At 39.3% G+C, this 18,824-nt stretch carries 23 protein-coding genes; 2 read left to right on the plus strand and 21 right to left on the minus strand.

Features of this window, described 5'->3' with window-relative positions:
* Positions 1-165: 165 nt before the first annotated feature.
* The 11 genes from ACFSBH_RS14740 to ACFSBH_RS14790 all read right to left on the minus strand — a co-directional run bounded on the left by ACFSBH_RS14740 (position 166) and on the right by ACFSBH_RS14790 (position 10,754).
* Positions 166-1,017: an ABC transporter ATP-binding protein gene (locus tag ACFSBH_RS14740; RefSeq protein ID WP_251516915.1), complete on the minus strand. Its 852-nt coding sequence runs from the start codon at positions 1,015-1,017 to the stop codon at positions 166-168.
* Between the two features lie 22 nt (positions 1,018-1,039).
* Positions 1,040-1,408: an iron chaperone gene (locus tag ACFSBH_RS14745; protein ID WP_251516918.1), complete on the minus strand. Its 369-nt coding sequence runs from the start codon at positions 1,406-1,408 to the stop codon at positions 1,040-1,042.
* A gap of 195 nt (positions 1,409-1,603) precedes the next feature.
* Positions 1,604-2,149, minus strand: coding sequence for a histidine phosphatase family protein (locus tag ACFSBH_RS14750; protein WP_379598321.1), 546 nt, complete (start codon positions 2,147-2,149; stop codon positions 1,604-1,606).
* Positions 2,150-2,302: 153 nt separating this feature from the next.
* Positions 2,303-3,313, minus strand: a complete 1,011-nt coding sequence (locus tag ACFSBH_RS14755) for an ABC transporter ATP-binding protein (RefSeq protein WP_251516924.1) — start codon at positions 3,311-3,313, stop codon at positions 2,303-2,305.
* Positions 3,314-3,315: 2 nt separating this feature from the next.
* Complete coding sequence (locus tag ACFSBH_RS14760; RefSeq protein WP_251516927.1) at positions 3,316-4,257, minus strand: C40 family peptidase; 942 nt, start codon at positions 4,255-4,257, stop codon at positions 3,316-3,318.
* A 24-nt stretch (positions 4,258-4,281) separates the two neighbouring features.
* A complete protein-coding gene (locus tag ACFSBH_RS14765) occupies positions 4,282-5,199 on the minus strand; it encodes a S66 peptidase family protein (protein ID WP_251516930.1) in 918 nt (305 codons plus the stop codon).
* 92 nt (positions 5,200-5,291) lie between these two features.
* Entirely contained in the window at positions 5,292-6,956 is a 1,665-nt protein-coding gene (locus ACFSBH_RS14770; protein ID WP_251516933.1) for a peptide ABC transporter substrate-binding protein, read from the minus strand.
* Positions 6,957-6,973: 17 nt separating this feature from the next.
* Positions 6,974-7,975, minus strand: coding sequence for an ABC transporter ATP-binding protein (locus tag ACFSBH_RS14775; RefSeq protein ID WP_251516936.1), 1,002 nt, complete (start codon positions 7,973-7,975; stop codon positions 6,974-6,976).
* An 8-nt stretch (positions 7,976-7,983) separates the two neighbouring features.
* Complete coding sequence (locus ACFSBH_RS14780; protein ID WP_251516939.1) at positions 7,984-8,937, minus strand: ABC transporter permease; 954 nt, start codon at positions 8,935-8,937, stop codon at positions 7,984-7,986.
* Between the two features lies 1 nt (position 8,938).
* Positions 8,939-9,871: an ABC transporter permease gene (locus ACFSBH_RS14785; RefSeq protein ID WP_379598325.1), complete on the minus strand. Its 933-nt coding sequence runs from the start codon at positions 9,869-9,871 to the stop codon at positions 8,939-8,941.
* A 58-nt stretch (positions 9,872-9,929) separates the two neighbouring features.
* Positions 9,930-10,754, minus strand: coding sequence for a M55 family metallopeptidase (locus ACFSBH_RS14790; protein WP_251516943.1), 825 nt, complete (start codon positions 10,752-10,754; stop codon positions 9,930-9,932).
* Positions 10,755-11,133: 379 nt separating this feature from the next.
* Between ACFSBH_RS14790 and ACFSBH_RS14795 the strand changes: the two genes are divergently transcribed.
* Positions 11,134-11,451: a MerR family transcriptional regulator gene (locus ACFSBH_RS14795; RefSeq protein WP_251516945.1), complete on the plus strand. Its 318-nt coding sequence runs from the start codon at positions 11,134-11,136 to the stop codon at positions 11,449-11,451.
* 124 nt (positions 11,452-11,575) lie between these two features.
* Here the strand turns inward: ACFSBH_RS14795 and ACFSBH_RS14800 are convergent, their stop codons facing one another.
* From ACFSBH_RS14800 to ACFSBH_RS14845, 10 genes are all read right to left on the minus strand, one after another.
* On the minus strand, positions 11,576-12,853 hold the full coding sequence (locus ACFSBH_RS14800; protein WP_251516949.1) for a cation:dicarboxylate symporter family transporter: 1,278 nt from the start codon (positions 12,851-12,853) through the stop codon (positions 11,576-11,578).
* Positions 12,854-13,009: 156 nt separating this feature from the next.
* On the minus strand, positions 13,010-13,246 hold the full coding sequence (locus ACFSBH_RS14805) for a hypothetical protein (RefSeq protein ID WP_251516951.1): 237 nt from the start codon (positions 13,244-13,246) through the stop codon (positions 13,010-13,012).
* Positions 13,243-13,764: an RNA polymerase sigma factor gene (locus ACFSBH_RS14810; protein ID WP_251516953.1), complete on the minus strand. Its 522-nt coding sequence runs from the start codon at positions 13,762-13,764 to the stop codon at positions 13,243-13,245. Before ACFSBH_RS14810 ends, ACFSBH_RS14805 begins: the two co-directional genes overlap by 4 nt.
* Entirely contained in the window at positions 13,751-14,122 is a 372-nt protein-coding gene (locus ACFSBH_RS14815; RefSeq protein ID WP_251516955.1) for a hypothetical protein, read from the minus strand. The genes ACFSBH_RS14810 and ACFSBH_RS14815 overlap by 14 nt, the downstream gene beginning before the upstream one ends.
* A 189-nt stretch (positions 14,123-14,311) precedes the next feature.
* Positions 14,312-14,965 carry an FAD-dependent oxidoreductase gene (locus tag ACFSBH_RS14820; protein ID WP_379598329.1) on the minus strand — a complete coding sequence of 218 codons (654 nt, stop codon included), beginning with the start codon at positions 14,963-14,965 and terminating at the stop codon, positions 14,312-14,314.
* 25 nt (positions 14,966-14,990) lie between these two features.
* Positions 14,991-15,380 carry an SRPBCC family protein gene (locus tag ACFSBH_RS14825; protein ID WP_379598331.1) on the minus strand — a complete coding sequence of 130 codons (390 nt, stop codon included), beginning with the start codon at positions 15,378-15,380 and terminating at the stop codon, positions 14,991-14,993.
* A gap of 3 nt (positions 15,381-15,383) precedes the next feature.
* Positions 15,384-15,704, minus strand: coding sequence for an ArsR/SmtB family transcription factor (locus tag ACFSBH_RS14830; RefSeq protein WP_251516961.1), 321 nt, complete (start codon positions 15,702-15,704; stop codon positions 15,384-15,386).
* A gap of 219 nt (positions 15,705-15,923) precedes the next feature.
* Positions 15,924-16,289: a DUF1801 domain-containing protein gene (locus ACFSBH_RS14835; RefSeq protein ID WP_379598333.1), complete on the minus strand. Its 366-nt coding sequence runs from the start codon at positions 16,287-16,289 to the stop codon at positions 15,924-15,926.
* 29 nt (positions 16,290-16,318) lie between these two features.
* Positions 16,319-17,062, minus strand: coding sequence for a class I SAM-dependent methyltransferase (locus tag ACFSBH_RS14840; RefSeq protein ID WP_379598335.1), 744 nt, complete (start codon positions 17,060-17,062; stop codon positions 16,319-16,321).
* A gap of 24 nt (positions 17,063-17,086) precedes the next feature.
* Positions 17,087-17,974, minus strand: a complete 888-nt coding sequence (locus ACFSBH_RS14845; RefSeq protein WP_379598337.1) for a serine hydrolase — start codon at positions 17,972-17,974, stop codon at positions 17,087-17,089.
* Between the two features lie 159 nt (positions 17,975-18,133).
* Between ACFSBH_RS14845 and ACFSBH_RS14850 the strand changes: the two genes are divergently transcribed.
* Positions 18,134-18,700 (plus strand): DinB family protein, encoded by a 567-nt coding sequence (locus tag ACFSBH_RS14850; protein ID WP_379598339.1) that lies wholly within the window; start codon positions 18,134-18,136, stop codon positions 18,698-18,700.
* The last annotated feature ends 124 nt before the right edge of the window (positions 18,701-18,824 follow it).

The raw sequence follows: 18,824 nt of genomic DNA on the forward strand, positions 1-18,824 counted from the left end.
TAGAATAACCTCCCAATCTTATATGTTTATTCTAACAATAAAAAAATAAACTGCGAAGCAAGAGCCGTACGCTCTCTCACTTACACAGTTTATTTTACACTCCCCCGAATATAGTCATGCAAGCTGTATTTGATTAGACTCTTCATCAAACCCTCTCCTTATCATTCAATCAATTTTCTCTTCACTTTGCTGTACCTTGTAGTAATGTACACTTCTGACACTACCATTCAACTTAAGTATCCGATAAAGTACCGTATCACTGTCTTTTGCATGGACATGCAGCACTAAGCTATCATTCTTCTTTTCCAATTTCCGTACTTCTTCCCACATCATTACAACTTGTTCATCGATTCGTTCCAGTTCTATTTTTTTCAATGTTTCTTTTTCATCTGCAACCTTTTTTGAAAGCCGTCCACCGGTTAAATCAAATGCGACATCAACTACCTTCTCAAATAAATCAGCTTCATGATAAGTTAAAAGAATAGTAGTACCCTCCTCTTTTAACTCTTGCATTAACTTCACCAGCTCTTGCTGTGAATCGGCATCAAGACCAGAAATTGGTTCATCCAAGATTAATAGATCTGGTTTTCGCATGACTCCTTGAATGATACCAACTTTTTGGATGTTACCTTTTGATAAATTCATCACCCGTTCATGATTGTACTCATTTAATTTAAAACGCCGCATAAGACCATCTATCGTCTCGCGCCTCTCTCTTTCAGGCAACCCGCTGATTTCTCCTATATATGTCAAGTACTCACCAGGTGTAAAGCGGATATCTTTAGGAAATCTCTCGGGAACGTACCCGATGCTCATCTTTTTATCCCGATAAGTGAATTTCCCAGAAGTTGGTCTTTCTATCCCTGCTATGATGCGCAGCAATGTGCTTTTCCCTACACCATTACCACCTAAAAAGGCAATGATTTGTTGTTTGTCAATGGTTAGTGAAATTCGGTTTAAAACTTCCACTTGTTGGTATACTTTACTGATATTTTCAATTTGAACAAGCTGTCCCACTAATCTCCTCCCCCAGTCACTTCTACCGCCAAAAGGTTTTAGTATTTTTCTTATCCCAAATATTAAATTCAATCATCTTCGCTAGTAATTCATAATCAACCGGTTTATCCCAAGGAATTCGGATAATTTCTTTCGTATAATCATAACCGGCCCTTTTAATGTCCTCTTCAACATGGGTAATTCCCACACTTTCAGGTGCCACAGCTAAATGTTTTTTTGATACACTAAAGCCAATAATATATGTACCGTGATCTGTATACATCGGTTGATTCCATTTTACTTCTTTTTCTAAGTTGGGATAGTTAGTCTGTACCCAGTTTAATACTTCTTCTGTTCTTTCACGGTTTGCTAAGTCACCGATTCCTGCAATAAATTCAGCGAAAACATCCATTTATATTTCTCCTTTAAAATAAAGTCATTTAGTGAAGCTTCCCTCCCCCACCCACTAAATGTTAGTTAAACATAATCAGAAAATGGGCTGTTTGTCCTCCACCTTCGGATTTTGACTTACGGCATGTTTAGAGATGGTGAGTATTACAGCCCGTTAAATACATGAAAAATCGTCATTAGCTTTTCCTATAAAAAGTTAATCATTCCATAACCGTTTATATTGATATGAATCATTTAAACCAGTTATTAAAAACACATCTGGATTGCTCAATTGTTTCCAATTCTCAAAACCAAACTCTCCATCACAGTAATTTAATAATAACGAAATGATGCCACCATGAGCAACAATCAATGTATTTGTGTAATCGCTCTCCAACACCTCTTTGAAAACCTCGACAATCCGGCTTTGCGCCTCATGGCTGGACTCTCCGCCTTTATACTTCAAATCCATATCAAAGAATGTCGCTTCTAGTTTATCCATCCAGTCAGAGAAATATTGGGTGCTAAGGACTCGTTCCGTTAATCGGTCGTCCAATTCAATATTTAAATTATTTCTCTCAGCAAAGGGTCTCATCGTTTCAATTGCTCGGACGTAAGGACTGGAAATGATGCGCTCAACCTTTACATTTGAGAGAAAATCAGCTAATATACCTGCTTGCTTTAAACCTCTTTCGGTTAGTTTTGCTTGAGGATCCTGTCCTTCTGCTTCAGCATGCCGCACAATATAAATATTTTTAGTCATAAGTGCCTCCTATTTTACAGGAATATAAATTCAAGTGCACATCAAGTAAAAAACCCTGCCTATAAACAGGGTTAACTTTTATTATGATAAGAAATACTGCTGTTGCAAAGAATTATGTCAGTAGGAAAAGTACATCATAATTGTTCTCATCAATTACCTGATGTTTACAACCGGGTCCTTGTCTAAGGTGTTCTTCACATTTTTATTATAAAGATGACAAGCGACGAAATGGTTATTTTCCACCTCTTGCCACTCGGGCTTCTCCTTGCTGCATACTTCCATTGCAAATGGACAACGGGTTCGAAATACACAACCGCTCGGTGGATTTATCGGACTTGGAAGATCTCCTTCTAAAATGATCCGTTCCCGTTTTTCCTCAATATCCGGATCAGGTATTGGAATTGCCGAAAGTAATGCTTGAGTATACGGGTGAAGCGGTTTTTCATACAACATCTCGCTTTCCGTCAACTCCACCATGTTACCAAGGTACATGACTCCGATACGATCTGAGATTTGCTTTACCATCGATAAATCATGAGCGATAAAAAGAAAAGTAAGTCCTTTTTCTTCTTGCAACTGTTTCAATAAATTGACGACTTGCGCCTGAACCGAAACATCTAGTGCAGAAATCGGTTCATCTGCAATGATGAAATCCGGGCCCAACGCTAAAGCCCTCGCAATCCCAATTCGTTGACGCTGACCACCACTAAATTCATGAGGATAACGGTTGGCATGATCCCGATTCAGACCAACCTCTTCCAGCAATTCATATACACGTTCATCTTGTTCTTTCTTGTTTTTATAGAGCTGATGAACTTCCATCGGCTCTGATATGATTTCACGAACAGTGGACCTTGGATTTAGTGAAGCATAGGGATCTTGAAAAATCATTTGCATTTCCCGACGAAGCTTAAATAGTTCCTTCTCACTTAGTTCATGAACATTACGCCCATTGAACCAAACATCACCCTCCGTTTTATTATAGAGTCCAATAATGGTGCGTCCAATGGTGGATTTACCACAACCTGATTCACCGACGAGTCCAAAGGTTTCTCCTCTACGAATATGAAAGGTTACTCCATCAACTGCTTTTAATAGTTGATTCTTACCCAGATCAAAATGCTTCTTCAAGTGATTGATTTCTAGTATTTTTTCTTCTGTCATTCTCACTTCTCTCCCACATCCCAATATCGTCTTGCGCTGCATAACTGTTGTTCATGTTTGGTTCCTGCCAGACTCACAATCTCAATTCCCTTGCCCGTAGAAGGTGCATGGAGCATTTTTCCGTCTCCATAATAAATTCCAACATGGTGAATCCTTGCCTTTCCTTTAGCAAAAAACAGCAAGTCACCTGGCATTAATTCATCGAGCGAAACATCTTTTCCACCCTCCGCCTGATCGGATGCATCTCTACTAATCTGATAACCATTAGCTTTATGCATTCCGTAAGTAAATCCAGAACAGTCATACCCGAAGGCGCTCATCCCTCCCCAAAGATATTCGAGACCGATAAACTTCGCAGCCGAATCGATAATGCTTTGCCCGGGTTTTCTCTCCCCGCCATCCTCTGTCAGGAATAACTCAACCGCTTCTTTTGGCAAATAACCTTTCCCCTGTGGCGTGGCTACCTCCACTCGATCAGCTCCCACATTTTGTACCGGTAAGCAAGTCATATAACTGAGATGGATGAGTTTTTCTCCTGCTTCGTTCTCCAACCATACCGATTCCAGCTTAACTGCCGCCATCTCTGGCTGGAACCACGTCTTCCGGCTTACTTGTTTTAACTGGGATAAAGGGACCCATCCTGGATATCCTCTTTTATCTTTTCTAGAAGGCTGGCTCGGAACATAAACTTGTGCCCAATCCCCTCTCACCTCTGTAACGACTACTGCTTCTCCATATAGAATTTGAGTCTGAATACGGTCTTCGCTGATTAATGCCAATTTTTCTTCCTTTGATAACTCTTCCAGCCACCGTTTTATGTCCGTAGGATTTCCCGTAGCCAATTCATCGATCAGTCTCGGGGATTCCGGTTCTGTCCAGATTGTTGCAACCTGGACACTAGATACGTGAAATGTTTCTGGCAATGGAAATGAATGTTTGAACAAATATACCTCTCCTTTCAAAAACCCTCAATTAACCCCCGGCATAATGGATAAAGTTTTGGCTTGAGAATCTATTGTGGCTTCAACACCAAGAGGGACACCAAAATGTGGATTACAATGACCAATCTTGAATCCGCTCAAAACAGGAATAGATAAGTTCTCCAAATAATGCCGCAAAATTATTTCTAGACTGAGAGATGGTTTCTTTTTTGGTTCGGCATTGGTAAATGGGCCGATGATCACCCCAGCGGCTTCTTCCAGCTTGCCGGTGAGAGTCAACTGATTCAACATCGAATCAATCCTATAAGGCTGTTCGTCTATATCTTCCAAAAGAAGTACCTTTCCCTTCGTTTGTATTTCAAATTCTGTACCTAATGTGCTGATAAGTAATGTCAGATTTCCACCAACTAGCTCCCCTGTTGCTTTTCCTTCAACCAGAACTTCTAAGTTGGAGATTGTTTCATTGTATTGTAGTATTGTAGGTTTAAATAATTGTTGAAAAGATGCAGCTGACAGTGGATCAAAATCCGAATCAGCAATATCAGAACTGAGCATCGGCCCATGGAAAGTAACAAGCCCAGTTTTTTGTCGGATAGCTGTATGTAAATATGTTATATCACTATATCCCCAGATGATTTTAGAATGTTGCTTAATCAATTCATAATCTAACCTGGAAGCGATTCTTGCAGTTCCATAGCCACCGCAAGCAAAGACAATCGCTTTAATTCCGTCATCTGCCACCATTTGATGAAAGTCGTCCAACCGTTCATCATCGTTTCCAGCCAAATAACCATATACTTTATTAATATTCTTCCCAAGCTTCACCTTTAGACCAAGGTCAGTGAAAAAAGAAATAGCAGCTTCAAGTCGTTTCCGATCTGGGGGACTAGCAGGGGCAATGATACCAATCGTATCCCCTCGCTCCAACGCTTTTGGCAATAACATATGTAGAACCTTCCTTCTATGTATATACGGAATGGCCCATCTTATCCGATGAGCCATTCCTCCAAGAATCATTCAACAGTACTCAAACCGGTTTAATTCTTATCCGCATATTTCAAATCAAAGTATCCAACTGGATGACGAAGAATCCCTTCGACACCTTCTGCTTCAAGGACAACCGTATTGTAGTAACGTAATGGTGTTGCGATCATTTCATCTGCAAGCATTTTTTCTGCTTCATACAGATACTCCCAACGTTTTTCCTCGTCAACTTCTGTCTTCCCTTTAGATATCAGTTCATCATATTCAGGACTTGAGAAGCCGGTACGGTTCATATAGGAATCTGTAACGAAGCTCTCAAGGAAGTTCACAGGATCATTGTAGTCGTTGATGAAAGAGCTGCGAGAAAATTGTAATTCAAGCGCTTGCTGTGCTTCTGCAAAAACATTCCATTCCAGATTCTCAAGTTTGACTTCTACATCCAAATGCTCTTTAAACATACCGTGAATTGCTTCAGCAACTGCTTTATTCGTATCGCTTGTATTGTATGTCAGAGTGATTGGTGGCAGCTCATCATAGCCTTCTTCTGCCATCCCTTCCTCGAGTAACTGTTTTGCTTTTTCTGGATCAAAGGAAACAAGATCGCCATTAGCCTCACGGAAATCTTCTCCAGTAGGGCTTGTATAACCTGGGTTAATAAATCCATATGCCGGCTCTACCCCGTTTTTAACAACAAACTCTGCAATATCATCACGGTTGATGGCGTGCGAGAACGCCTGACGGATTTTCTTATTTTGGAACGGTTCCATCTCGATATTGAAACGGAAGAACTCCAATCCTCCATAAGGACCAATAAACACATTGTCTCCATCTATCAACTGATCTGATAATTCTGCTGGAATGCTTGCTGTATCAAGTTCTCCTGCTTCAAACATTTGATACTGCGTGTTCGAGTCATTGATCATCGCAATATGGACTTGATCCAGTTTCACTGCATCAGCATCCCAATAATGTTCGTTTTTCACTAATACCATTTCTTCGTCATGGTTCCAAGAATCCAACTTAAACGGACCATTTCCTACGAATGTATTTGCTTCAGCATGCCAATCTGGATTCTCTTCGGCAACTTTATGGTTGATAGGGAAGAATGCCGGGTTGGTTAATAGATCAAGGAAGAAACCAGTCGGTGCTTCTAAGACAACTTCTAAAGTTTTTTCATCGACTGCTGTAACTTTAACATCGTCAACGGAACCTTCTCCACTGTTATAAGCCTCTGCCCCTTCAATGAAATAGGCTAAAAATGCAGCAGGAGAAGCAGTTTCAGGATCAAGCATATATTTCCATGCATGCTCAAAATCTGCCGCTACAACCGGATCTCCATTAGACCAATTCGCATCTTCTCTTAGATGGAACGTATACGTTAAACCATCCTCTGAAACATCCCAGCTTTCAGCCGCTCCAGGGCCTGCTTGATGTTCCGTATCTAAACGGGTCAACCCTTCCATCAAGTTGTTTAGTGGGTCCCAAGATACAGCATCAAAGCCGATGGATGGGTCTAAGGATGTCGGCTCAGTTCCATTATTGATTCGAAGTACTTTTCCATCAGTCGCTGACTCGCTTTCAGTACTGTCAGTTTCCCCTTCTTCAGCTTCCACTTCATTCTCTGTTCCCGTGTCTTCACCTGCATCCTCTGAAGCAGTACATGCCGCTAGAAAAAAGACGATACAACCTGCCAATAGTAAATAGAGAAGCTTTTTCATTCAAATCCCCCTTGTCTTTAATTTGTGGCCATCGTGGCCAATACTTTTTTTGCCCGTTCATCCTGCAGCCAGCAATTCACCGTGTGGGAATCACTCATTGCAGTAGATTCCGGGTATACTTTATCACACACCTCCATAGCGAAAGGACATCTAGCTGTAAATGGACAACCAGTTGGAGGTGAGAATAAATCAGGTGGCGTCCCCTCGATTGGCTGCAACTTTCCTTTTGTATCCAATCGGGGCACAGATTCAAGCAAACCTTTCGTATATGGATGTTGCGGGCGGTAAAAAATCTCCCGTTTCATCCCGGTCTCTATAATCTTACCTGCATACATGACAGCGACCCGATCGGCGATTTTTGCAACTACACCTAAGTCATGGGTAATCAATATGATGGATACACCTGTCACTTCTTGAATCCTCTCGAACAATTCTAGAATCTGCGCCTGGATGGTTACATCAAGCGCTGTTGTCGGCTCATCAGCGATGAGTAATTCTGGTTCACAAATGAGCGCGATTGCTATTACAATCCGTTGCCTCATCCCCCCACTAAACTGGTGAGGATACTGTTTCAAACGTTCTTCAGGATTAGGTATTCCAACTAAATCCAGCATTTCTAAGGCACGCCGTTTCGCTTCCTTATCTGTTACATCATGATGTTGTTTCAACCCTTCCATCAATTGATTTCCAATTGTTAATGTCGGGTTAAGCGCCGTCATAGGGTCTTGGAAAATCATCGATATATCTACACCCCGAATAGATCGCATTTTCTTCTCTTTCAATTTTGTCAGGTCCTGACCTTTGAAAAGAATTTTTCCATTTGTGATTCTACCGGGCGGATTGGGAATCAATCGCATAATTGCATTCACTGTTACACTTTTTCCGCATCCCGATTCCCCTACAATGGCTAAAGTCTCTCCTTTATTAAGATGAAAGTCTACACCCCTTACTGCTTGGACAGTCCCGCCATAAGTTGCGAAGGTGACGTGCAGATCAGTTACTTCAAGTATTTTCTCCATCCCATCACCTACTTTCGTAATTTCGGATCTAAAGCATCCTGTAATCCGTCACCCAATACGTTAAAAGCAAACATCGTCAGTGAAATGAAAAACGCTGGAAAGAATAATGTCCACCAATTCCCTGAAAGAATGGCACCTAATGAATCATTTGCCATAACTCCCCAACTTGCATTCGGTGAAGAGATTCCGAGTCCGATAAAACTAAGGAATGCTTCAGCAAAGATGGCGGATGGTACCGTTAAAGTCATTTGCACAATGATTGGGCCCATCGAATTCGGAAGCAGCCCTCTACGAATAATTCGTGAAGTCTTCGTCCCAAACGCTTTCGATGCAAGAATATATTCATAGTTCTTGATTTGCATGACTTGCCCACGAACGATCCTCGCCATACCGACCCAACCCGTCACGGTTAAAGCAATAATGATGGTCATTAAGCTTGGGCCTAAAACAACAAGTAATAAAATGACTACTAATAAATAAGGAATACCGTACAATATCTCAATGATACGCATCATGACGTTATCTGTACGGCCGCCTTTGTACCCGGAAATTCCACCCCAAATAATACCTATCGTGACATCAATTAATGCTGCCATAAAACCGACAAATAGAGATATTCTAGCACCTTCCCACGTTCTGGTGAACACATCACGGCCTGCATTATCGGTACCAAACCAATGTTCAGCAGAAGGCGGCTGATACTGCATGGATAATACTCCAGTACTTGCTTCATAAGGTGAAAGAATCGGGCCAAAAATCGCCATAAAAATTAAAATCACGATGAACACTAAGCCGGACATTGCCAAGTAATTCTTGCTTAATCTTCGCCAAGCGTCCTTCCAATAAGAAAGAGATGGTCTCGCTAAGCGTTCTTGTTCATTTTTATTTTTTTCCCGCGGTGTAAACCATTCATCCGGTATATTTTCTTTCGTTACCTGTGGGGGAACTTGTTTGATTTCCATATTAATCCCCCTCCTTGTTGTTCACTTTAATACGTGGATCCAATATTCCATAAGCAATGTCAACCAAGAAAAGCATGATGATCAGAAAAGAACTATAAAAGACAGTTGTTCCCATAATCACCGGGAAGTCCCTATGGTTGATACTTTCCACGAAATATTTCCCCATCCCAGGGATGGCAAAGATTTGTTCAATAACAAAGGATCCTGTCATGATTCCGACAAATAATGTCCCCATGATGGTGACAACTGGCATGAGAGCGTTCCGGAGTGCATGTTTCACAATAATCTTCCAAGGGGCCAGTCCTTTCGCCCGTGCCATTTTAATGTAATCCTGTGTCAACACTTCCAACATGGTAGAACGGGTGAGCCTTGCGATAATCGCCATTGGACCAGTTGCTAGAGCAAGTACCGGCAATACCATATGACTCCAACTTTTCCAAGTCGCTACCGGGAAAATTCCCCAGTTTACTGCCAGTTGTTGAATTAATAATGTTGCCAGAATAAAGTTCGGTATTGAAATACCAAGTACAGCAATTGCCATCGCAGCATAATCAATGATCCGATTATGCCTGAGTGCCGCCAGGATACCTAAAGTGATGCCTGATATTAGGGCAACGATAATTGTGACGATTCCAAGTTCCGCTGAAATCGGAAAGCCTCTTCCAAGTAAATCATTCACCGTTTGATTTGGTTGTTTAATCGACGGACCAAAGTCAAAGGTAACCACTGATTTTAAATAAAGCAGGTACTGAATATGCATCGGTTTATCTAGGTTATAATGCTTTTCCAGATTTTGCTGTACGATTTCATTCGAGCTGCTTTCACTATTAAACGGAGATCCAGGTACCGATACCATCAACACAAAAGTCAACGTAATGATGATCCAAAGGGTGAATAACATGATCAATAGTTTTTTTAATATGTATTTGAGCATAGATTCCAACTCCTGTATTGATTTCACTTATGCATGCGAGTTGCTTATGTATCTTGAATTATGCATATTGAGTGCCGTGGGCAAGCTCAATCATTACGAGAAACGCCCGGTATGCCTCCAGCATGTCTTTTGCTTTAAACTCGACAATGGTTGTTCCCGGAATAATTTTTGTCCCAGGCATCATGTGCGCAAGCTCTGCTGCGCCAAAATTTACAAACTCCACTTTTAACGTTGGATTTTCAGGTGGTACCAACGGCTTTACATGTTGTCTGTTTTCAAGTGCCTGTTTAACTTTCTTCTGTAATAGCTCACCAGCTTTCTTAGGAGTTAAACTTTTTGTTGTTGATCTGGAGACCGCCTCCTTAACGACAGCAGTAGTTACATTTGGAATAAGAGCCTTCGCTTCTTTCGCCGTTTCGTCATCCCCGGAGACTAAAAGAACTGGCACTCCATGGTAACCCGAAACCAGAGCATTCATGCCAATCTCTCCAACGAGCAAGTCATCTACATAAATATTACGGATCATATGTATCATGGAGTGGGACATCACACCAGGCATTCCAGCTCTGGAATGATAGCCAATAAACATTGCACCAGCATATCCTTCATCAATTCCATGAACCATCGAATACTTTTTAACTCCACCTGATATGAGTTGTGCGTCTGGGTGAAGCTCATCAATTAAAAGGTTATTCATTTTTGAGTGGCTATCATTAACCAGTACGTCACTGCATCCGTTGTTAAAGGCAGCCTCAATAACATAATTCGCCTCCTGTGTCATTATTTTTCGCGCTCGTTCATAGTTTCCCATGGAAGCGCTAACAAATGTTTGGTCAGGTAAACCCGATATTCCTTCCATATCGACTGATAAATATAGCTTCATGTCTTTTCTCCTTTAATAGTAAATTGATTTGCTAAATGTCGTTATTTGGAGGTATTCCAAAGATTGTAAAATACAGAACCACGCACTTCCAACCATTTATTATTTAATTGTAAATATTGTAACTAATATTAGTAATAATTACAAGATAATTTTATCAATTAGAATTATTTGGATTTAATAGAGATATAGTATTTTAACAAAACTTTCTTCATTATTTCGTTTACTAACCCATAAATATAAGGATTGTCTCTCCTCTTATGTACTTTTTATACCGGAATTGTAATTAATCAGCAAACGTAGTCAAAAATCGTCATTTAATATTTGTAAATATTCTATTATTATTGTAAGATAGTGACATAGCATTACTGGAGGGAAAAGCATGGAAAACAATCAAGAAGCGGATTCTTTTGTGGACGTTTCTTTTTTAAAAAAACTAATTGTAGCTATTGGGGAAGTATCTGAAATCACTGGAGTACCAACTAGGAAAATCCGTTATTGGGAAGAAAAAGGAATCATTACTTCTGATCATGATGGAGAAGGAACCACCAGGAGATTTGATTATATAAATATAAAAAAGATTATTTTAATTAATGAATTGTTAAAAGAAGGCTTTACACTGGATGCCGCTGCAAGAAAAGTGAAGAATCAAATACAGCAACTAAATGCAGAATTTCAGAAGCTCGAAAATCATTCTTGATATATGACACTATGTATCTTGTTAAATTAAAAAATATAACACCGTTCGAATCACGAACGGTGTTTTTTGCTGTTCTTCTATAGTAATTACTATACTTTTTGTAGAACGAAAAACCAACCTTGTGTTATACTGCTACTTTTTTAAGTTCTGCAAGATAACGGTCACGTTTCTCTATATCAAACCTGCCACTTGTTTTTGACATAACTACGGCAGCCAGTGCATTTCCAAGTACATTTACAACTGTTCGTCCCATATCGAGAAGTCTATCAACACCAGCAATAAAGGCTAAACCTTCAAGCGGAATACCGACTGTTCCAAGTGTAGCCAATAGAACAACGAAGGAAACACCAGGTACACCGGCAATACCATTGGAAGTGATCATCAATACTAAGACTAATGTAACTTGCTCCATGATGCTCAAATCAATCCCATACAATTGCGCAATGAAAATAGCAGCAATCGCTTGGTATAGTGTAGAACCATCAAGATTAAATGAGTAACCTGTTGGAATAACAAACGAGACAATATCTCTAGGGCTTCCCGTTTTCTCTAATTTTTCCATCAGTTTCGGAAGCACAGTTTCAGAGCTTGAAGTAGAATACGCTAAGATCAATTCATCTTTCAATACTCTAATGATGTTAAACATACTGGATCCTACAATTTTAGCAATCCCTCCGAGTACGACGACAACAAAGAAGATCATTGCTGCATATACAAGGATCATTAATTTACCAAGCGGAATCAATGACTCCAAACCAAACTTAGATACAGATACACCGATTAAACCAAATACCCCAAACGGAGCGAACTTCATAATAAAATTAGTCACCCAAAACATTGCATCGGCAGTTCCTTGGAAAAACGCCAGAACTGGCTTTCCTTTTTCACCGATAGCTGCAACACCTAATCCGAATAGTACCGAGAAGAAAATAATCGGAAGCATATCCCCTTCGGCCATCGACTGGATGATATTACTTGGAACGATACCTACAATAACGTCCATAACACCTTCATTTTGTACATCTTCCGTTGTTTGCACATAATCATTGATGTCCGTTTTCGATAAGGTAGACATATCAATGCCAGCACCAGGCTGGAAAATGTTCGCGGCAGATAGACCGACTACGATAGCTACTAAAGAAACAACTTGGAAGTAAATCATCGTTTTAGCGCCAAGTTTCCCTAATTGTTTTAAATCACCAGCGCCGGCAACCCCAACGATCAATGTAGAAACAATGATTGGAACAACAATCATTTTAATCATATTTATAAAAATGGTACCAAGTGGCTGCAGATATGTTTCTACTGCAGGATTACCATAAAAAATAGCCCCAACGATAATCCCGAGGACTAGTCCAACAAGAATCTGATATGCTAAAGGAAATTTTTTCTTTTTATTCATAGAAGTCACCTCTTATTTCTCGCTTAAAGCTATAATTGCAACAGATAACATGCGCCTCTCTAAAAAAGTTTAGAGAGGCGCATGTTATCTACGCACTTTGTAAATATACTACAATCTAGGTAATTATTCAACACTTTTCTGCGAATTAATCTTAATTCAAATGAAAAGTATCGGCATCGCAAACAAAATTAATAAGATAACAAACGGGTACCCGATTAGCTTCGGAAGCGAATTCTCCTTTATACCGAGCGCTTCTAGTGGATCCTTTGCCGGAGCATAAATCCAATTTGCAAATCGTTCCATCTTACTTCTTTTTAATGGAATTTCCGGTACTTCCACTTTGAATTCTGCCAATCTATCATTAAGCTCTTTGGGAATATCCTTTTTACTCATTCGTCAACCTCCAATAACTTTCTCAGTTTCTTTAATGCAGCATGTAGACGTGATTTGACAGTTCCTACAGGGATTTCCAGTATCAATGAAATATCTTTTTGCGATAAATCATGATAGTAAGTTAAAATGATTACTGCCCGCTGATCAGTAGGAAGTTGCTGGATTGCTTCTTGTATAGAAATTCTATCCTCAGATGAAACAATCTGTTTTTGGTTTTGAATATACAAAAAGGGCAGTAATTTATGCAGACGATCACGTCTTTTCAATCGGTTAATCATAAGCTGATAAGCCATCCGAAATAAATAAGTTTTAATATTGGATTTTTCTCCATCAAAGCTGTTCTGATATTTCGAGAAACGGATAAACGTATCCTGAACAATATCTAAACTGAGCTGTTCATCTTGGCAGTATCTATACACAAAGTGATAAATAGGGGTTTTATAGGTCACAAAAAGTACTTCTAATGAATAAGCATCTTTATTCTCAGCGATGGGAATAACTTCTTTATTCGAACTCATCGGACCACCGCTCTTTTATTCCTTTAAAAATATATGCAATCCTTGTTATAAACCAAACGAATGTGAGTAAAGAAAACAAAAAGGTTTGCTGGATGAAAAATTGAATCCATGGACTTTCAAAGTTATCACCTCGGATCAGAAACAGTAATAGACCAGTTATGCATAAAAAGGTATAAACTGCGGCGACTATTATCACATAATCCCACCTCGTCCAACGGAAATATATGTCTGATTTACTAAAGTCTATATTCCCCAGTTTATTGCGGACAACTTTCTTGTTCATGGTCCCAATTGCAATTGCAAAAATTGTTCCCAGAACTGCTCCCACTATGATACCGATAATCCAGCCAATCCCCATTACTAATCAAGCTCCTTTTCGTTCTTTTACTAACTTATACAATGGAACGGATTAAAAGGTTCGATAAGATTTAAAAAGGCCATCTAGAGTTCAATTCTAAATGACCAATTTCTTATATACTCCCTGAAAAAACTGCTAATAACCAAAGAAGGCATCCTTCTTTATATTTCTTTTAGGGATATTCTCTTCTTATAAATGACTAGAAACAGCGTCGACCATAGACTTCGGACCTGCGATGAAGTATCTTCCATTGTCCTGATTTTCATTTATAAACTCACTTATCCCCCGATGTAATCCATCCTTAGAATCAAGATATGTAACATCTATTGGATAATTCTCAGCCATTTTATCAAGTTCATCTTTAAATAGGTATATTCCACCACTATCCATGTAAAGTAATTTTATTTGCTTTGAATTTGAGCTACCCTCTGCTTCAATCTGCTTTAATATCGATCGATACGGTGTAACACCAACTCCACCAGCAATGAAGAGTGTTGGGCTGCTTTCATCTAAATAAAAGGAGCCCACAGGCCCGCTCATCCTAATTGTCATACCATCCTCTAATTCCAGCAGTGATTTTTTGAAGTCACTTGGCTGCTCAGTAACTCTCGTCGTTATCTGAATGAAGTTCTCTGCAGGCGCTGATGCTATAGTAAATGGGCGTGTACCATTTTTTATCTTCTTATGCGTAATTTGAAATAAACCATGCTGTCCCGCATCCCAAGTTAAATCAGTTGGTTTTCTAAACTTAAATGTATATACGTCCTCTGTTTCTTGATAACTCTCCATAAACTGAATATCTCTTTTTTTAAATACCGCTATTGCATCTTTAAAAAAACCCATCCATTAACCTCCTAATGCTTATAAATTACATTTCCTCAAGAGCTTTTTTAAGCACTTCAACCTTGTAAGCCCAACCACTTTTTGCTCCTTTATACGCATAATCTTCTTTATCGAATCCGGCATGGTCAAGGTGTACATATGTAGTTTCACCTTCCTGTTTTAAAGTCCAGGTGACAACGGTATCTATTGGCCCACCGATCCATGTGTAAGATAATTTATTCGGCTCTTCCACCACCAATACTTCACTTTCTACTACGAGGTCAATTTCCTTATTCCAGAATTGGCATTTATAACCTACCTCAGGTTTAAAATTATTTTCCATCACCCATTTTGCAAGCGTGTCTGATTTTGTTAATGCATCCCAAACCTTTTGAATAGGACTTTGAAATTGAAAATCTAATGATATATCTGCCATAATTTAATCCTCCAATATATTTTTTAAGATTGCAGCTCTTTCAATCCAGAACTTCTCATAATATGCTAACCAGTCTTTGACTTCCTCCAGTGGACCTGGATTTAACTGATACCTTGTTTCCCTGCCGATTTTTCGATTCCTCACTAAATCGGCTTCTTTAAGGATCGTCAAGTGTTTAGAAACAGCAGTCCGTCCCATCTCAAACTTTGCAGTTATTTCGTGAAGGGGGAGCTCATCCGCATCAGCAAGTATTCGGATTAGTTTCCGCCTAGATGGATCTGCAATTGCGAAGAAAACATCCCGTTTTTGTTCGGTTTTACTCAACACTTCCACCCCTTTGCAGAGATTATGACACCATTTGGTGCCATATCATTATACGACACCAATTGGTGTCTAGTCAAACCCCTTTTATTACCAAATGTAATAAATTGACCCTTACACTTGCTTCCGCCCATCCTTTATTCTTCCTTATTTCCCTATTAAAAATCACACTGAGAACTTAAAAAATAAAAGAGTGGTTACCAACATAACCACTCTTTACTTCTATTCATTCAATTGTATTGCAGCTTGTATAAGGACGGTGAATAATTCCGGATTAATCTCATCCAATGATTTTATTCTCACATGCCTCATCGTTTTACCGGTTCCTTGCAGTATATCACGATCAACTATTGCCTCCAGCTCGTTACCTTTTTGAAAACCAAGATTCACATGCTTTTTACTAGCCTGCAGATAGCAAACTAAGCCCTTATACGAATAATTTGGCATGGACCACTTGTATTCTTCTTTAAGTTCTGATGAGGTATTTAGGATCATCTCCCTTAATGATTCTGTAATTGCCTGTATATCTTCTGGCAATTCAGCAATATACTGGTCAACCTCTTGAATTTTTCTTCCTGAATCAGTCATAGCACGACTCCTTTATTTGATGTTCAATTTTACTCTCCATTAACCTTCTCAGCAGACATTATCAGAAACATCGGCCTCCGGTTTTCGTCCTTCATTTCCGGGCTATCTTGCAGCATTTCCTCCGTTGCCAGCGATTCCTTTACTGCCTTTATATTAAAGCCAGCTTGAATGACATCATTCATACAACTGGATAATGTCCGATGATACTTGACTACATTTTCCGTTAAAAAAAGAGTCTCCCTCATTCCCTCTGATTGGTAATGATCAACCGGCCAATGTAAACGAACTCCTTCTTCATCGTAATACCAATCTTGTTCTGCGCGTGCAGTAAAAATAGGATGTTCAACAGAGAAAATAAAAGAACCTCCAGGCTTCAAATATTGGTAAACTTTATCACAGATGTTTCGAAAATCTTTTATATAGTGAAAAGCCAATGAACTAATCACTACATCAAATTGTTCTTCTTTAAAATGAATATCCTCTATCGGCATCCTAAGATACTTAATCAATGGATCATTAGTATAATTACGGGCTGTTTTCAGCATTTTTTCAGATAGATCTACACCAATGACCTGAGTTGCATGTTGTTCGCGTGCATATCTGCAATGCCATCCGAATCCACACCCTAGGTCAAGAACAGTTTTATGATTGAAATCCGGGAGCAATTCTTTAAAAATCGGCCACTCTCCGGCACCTTCAAGTCCATCAACTGATCTCGACATTTTTTTATACTCAGAAAAGAATAGTTCGTTATCGTACTTATTTTGTTTCATTGTTTCCCCTCTTTACTAACTCATTCATACCCTTAAAAAATAATCAAAAGCTGCTTTGGATATTTGGGCTATCGTTTCAGCTCCGCTATACACTTCCTCATTACCTTGCGAGAAAACACTGATCACAAATGCTCCCTTATTATCCGGCAAATAAACGATACCGGCGTCATTTACTGCAGAATTGATTGTTCCTGTCTTATTTGCGACTTTAACGCCAAATGGTAGACGCCCCGGAATTCGTTGGGTTAATTGCTGTCGGAACATAATATCTAATATACGTTCAGAGCATTCTTCAGAAACAAATTCACCATTGGCGATCATTTCCAATAAAGAAGTCATTTCTTTCGGGGTGCATAGGTTATTTTCCTTATCGACCCGCAGCACATAATCATCTCCAAACTTTTCATCCGAATACAACCGCTTATGCAACTCAGCAAACCTTTCATCAGTATATGCTTTTGGCTCCATCCCGACCGTTAACGATAAAAGTTCCCAACAAGAATGCTTAATTTTAATGTTGTCTAGACCGATTTCCCGCATCTTTTTCTCAATTGCTTCTGGGCCGATCATATGATAAATCTTATCTGTTGCCAAGTTATCGCTCACTATAATCATCAGGGTAGCCAAATCTTTGACTGTAACCTCAATTCCCGGATCCATTTCTTGAATGACCCCGGAACCAGGGACATAATCTTTCTTCGTAATTTTGATCCGTTTTGTCAAATCGATCTTTCCTGCATACACTTGATCAAATAAAGTAAGCAAGATAGGTATTTTAAATACACTTGCCATTTGAAATAATTGATCTTCATTGATATTCACTTCTTCATTCGTTTGCAAATTTTTTATTGAGATACCAAAGGTTGCATCTCTTGCTCTTAATATCTCTTCGACTTTCTCCTGTAATTTCACATGCTCACTTCCTCATTCGAAATTCACTAATCTACTATTTCATATATTCAACAAAATAGTTGCTTCTCCTTCAAGGGGAGAGAAATTATGATAAAATCAGATTAGTTAAATAATAATACGTTTGCGAAACATTACTTTATTCAAAATCAGGAGGGTAATATGAGATCACACAGCCTTGGCCGACATTTTAAAACACTTGAGCAGCAGCGTAATATGATTTTTCCTAGAATCAAAAACTTGTCACAAGATGAGTTATGGAAGAGGCCTCAAGCAGACAAATGGTCAATCGGAGAAACGCTGTACCATTTATATTTGATAACTAAAATGTTACGTATCGCAGCAAAGTTTCTGATACCATCTACCATTCTATTTGCTCAAATAAAAAAGCATAAACCATTTGAAACGGAAATACATGATATATATAAAGAATATAAGGAGAAGAAGAATAGGGGCATGAAGGCTCCATTTATTTTAGATCCACCAAAAAACATATCACGTCAATGGAATTTTAAAGGGTTGAACCAACTAATCTATAAGGAAACATGGAAGATAGAAACAATGGTGGCAGAGATAAATGAAGAGACGGCTGGACATATTATTTTTCCTGATCCGGTAGCTCATCATCCCAATCTGATTCAAGCCGTTCAGCTTCTGGCCATTCACGAAGCACACCATTTTCGCATCATTGAAAAGCAGCTTGATTCTATAACATTAAACGAAAAGTAAACTCTAATAGAAGTTTTGCGAAATCAAAACCACCAGTGTGAACTGGTGGTTTGCTCTGCGGCTGAAAGCCTCTATTACCGGCCTCGGCCTAAAAGGCCCACTGAATGGGTTTCCCTTCTGCACC

Source organism: Oceanobacillus luteolus, assembly GCF_042678205.1.
GTDB lineage: Bacteria > Bacillota > Bacilli > Bacillales > Amphibacillaceae > Oceanobacillus > Oceanobacillus luteolus.

Bases quoted from the DNA above. Each gene is read 5' to 3' on its own strand.
- ACFSBH_RS14745 (WP_251516918.1), bottom strand. From the start codon at position 1,408: ATGGATGTTTTCGCTGAATTTATTGCAGGAATCGGTGACTTAGCAAAC.
- ACFSBH_RS14750 (WP_379598321.1), bottom strand. From the start codon at position 2,149: ATGACTAAAAATATTTATATTGTGCGGCATGCTGAAGCAGAAGGACAG.
- ACFSBH_RS14755 (WP_251516924.1), bottom strand. From the start codon at position 3,313: ATGACAGAAGAAAAAATACTAGAAATCAATCACTTGAAGAAGCATTTT.
- ACFSBH_RS14765 (WP_251516930.1), bottom strand. From the start codon at position 5,199: ATGTTATTGCCAAAAGCGTTGGAGCGAGGGGATACGATTGGTATCATT.
- ACFSBH_RS14770 (WP_251516933.1), bottom strand. From the start codon at position 6,956: ATGAAAAAGCTTCTCTATTTACTATTGGCAGGTTGTATCGTCTTTTTT.
- ACFSBH_RS14775 (WP_251516936.1), bottom strand. From the start codon at position 7,975: ATGGAGAAAATACTTGAAGTAACTGATCTGCACGTCACCTTCGCAACT.
- ACFSBH_RS14780 (WP_251516939.1), bottom strand. From the start codon at position 8,937: ATGGAAATCAAACAAGTTCCCCCACAGGTAACGAAAGAAAATATACCG.
- ACFSBH_RS14785 (WP_379598325.1), bottom strand. From the start codon at position 9,871: ATGCTCAAATACATATTAAAAAAACTATTGATCATGTTATTCACCCTT.
- ACFSBH_RS14790 (WP_251516943.1), bottom strand. From the start codon at position 10,754: ATGAAGCTATATTTATCAGTCGATATGGAAGGAATATCGGGTTTACCT.
- ACFSBH_RS14795 (WP_251516945.1), top strand. From the start codon at position 11,134: ATGGAAAACAATCAAGAAGCGGATTCTTTTGTGGACGTTTCTTTTTTA.
- ACFSBH_RS14800 (WP_251516949.1), bottom strand. From the start codon at position 12,853: ATGAATAAAAAGAAAAAATTTCCTTTAGCATATCAGATTCTTGTTGGA.
- ACFSBH_RS14805 (WP_251516951.1), bottom strand. From the start codon at position 13,246: ATGAGTAAAAAGGATATTCCCAAAGAGCTTAATGATAGATTGGCAGAA.
- ACFSBH_RS14810 (WP_251516953.1), bottom strand. From the start codon at position 13,764: ATGAGTTCGAATAAAGAAGTTATTCCCATCGCTGAGAATAAAGATGCT.
- ACFSBH_RS14815 (WP_251516955.1), bottom strand. From the start codon at position 14,122: ATGGGGATTGGCTGGATTATCGGTATCATAGTGGGAGCAGTTCTGGGA.
- ACFSBH_RS14820 (WP_379598329.1), bottom strand. From the start codon at position 14,965: ATGGGTTTTTTTAAAGATGCAATAGCGGTATTTAAAAAAAGAGATATT.
- ACFSBH_RS14825 (WP_379598331.1), bottom strand. From the start codon at position 15,380: ATGGCAGATATATCATTAGATTTTCAATTTCAAAGTCCTATTCAAAAG.
- ACFSBH_RS14835 (WP_379598333.1), bottom strand. From the start codon at position 16,289: ATGACTGATTCAGGAAGAAAAATTCAAGAGGTTGACCAGTATATTGCT.
- ACFSBH_RS14840 (WP_379598335.1), bottom strand. From the start codon at position 17,062: ATGAAACAAAATAAGTACGATAACGAACTATTCTTTTCTGAGTATAAA.
- ACFSBH_RS14850 (WP_379598339.1), top strand. From the start codon at position 18,134: ATGAGATCACACAGCCTTGGCCGACATTTTAAAACACTTGAGCAGCAG.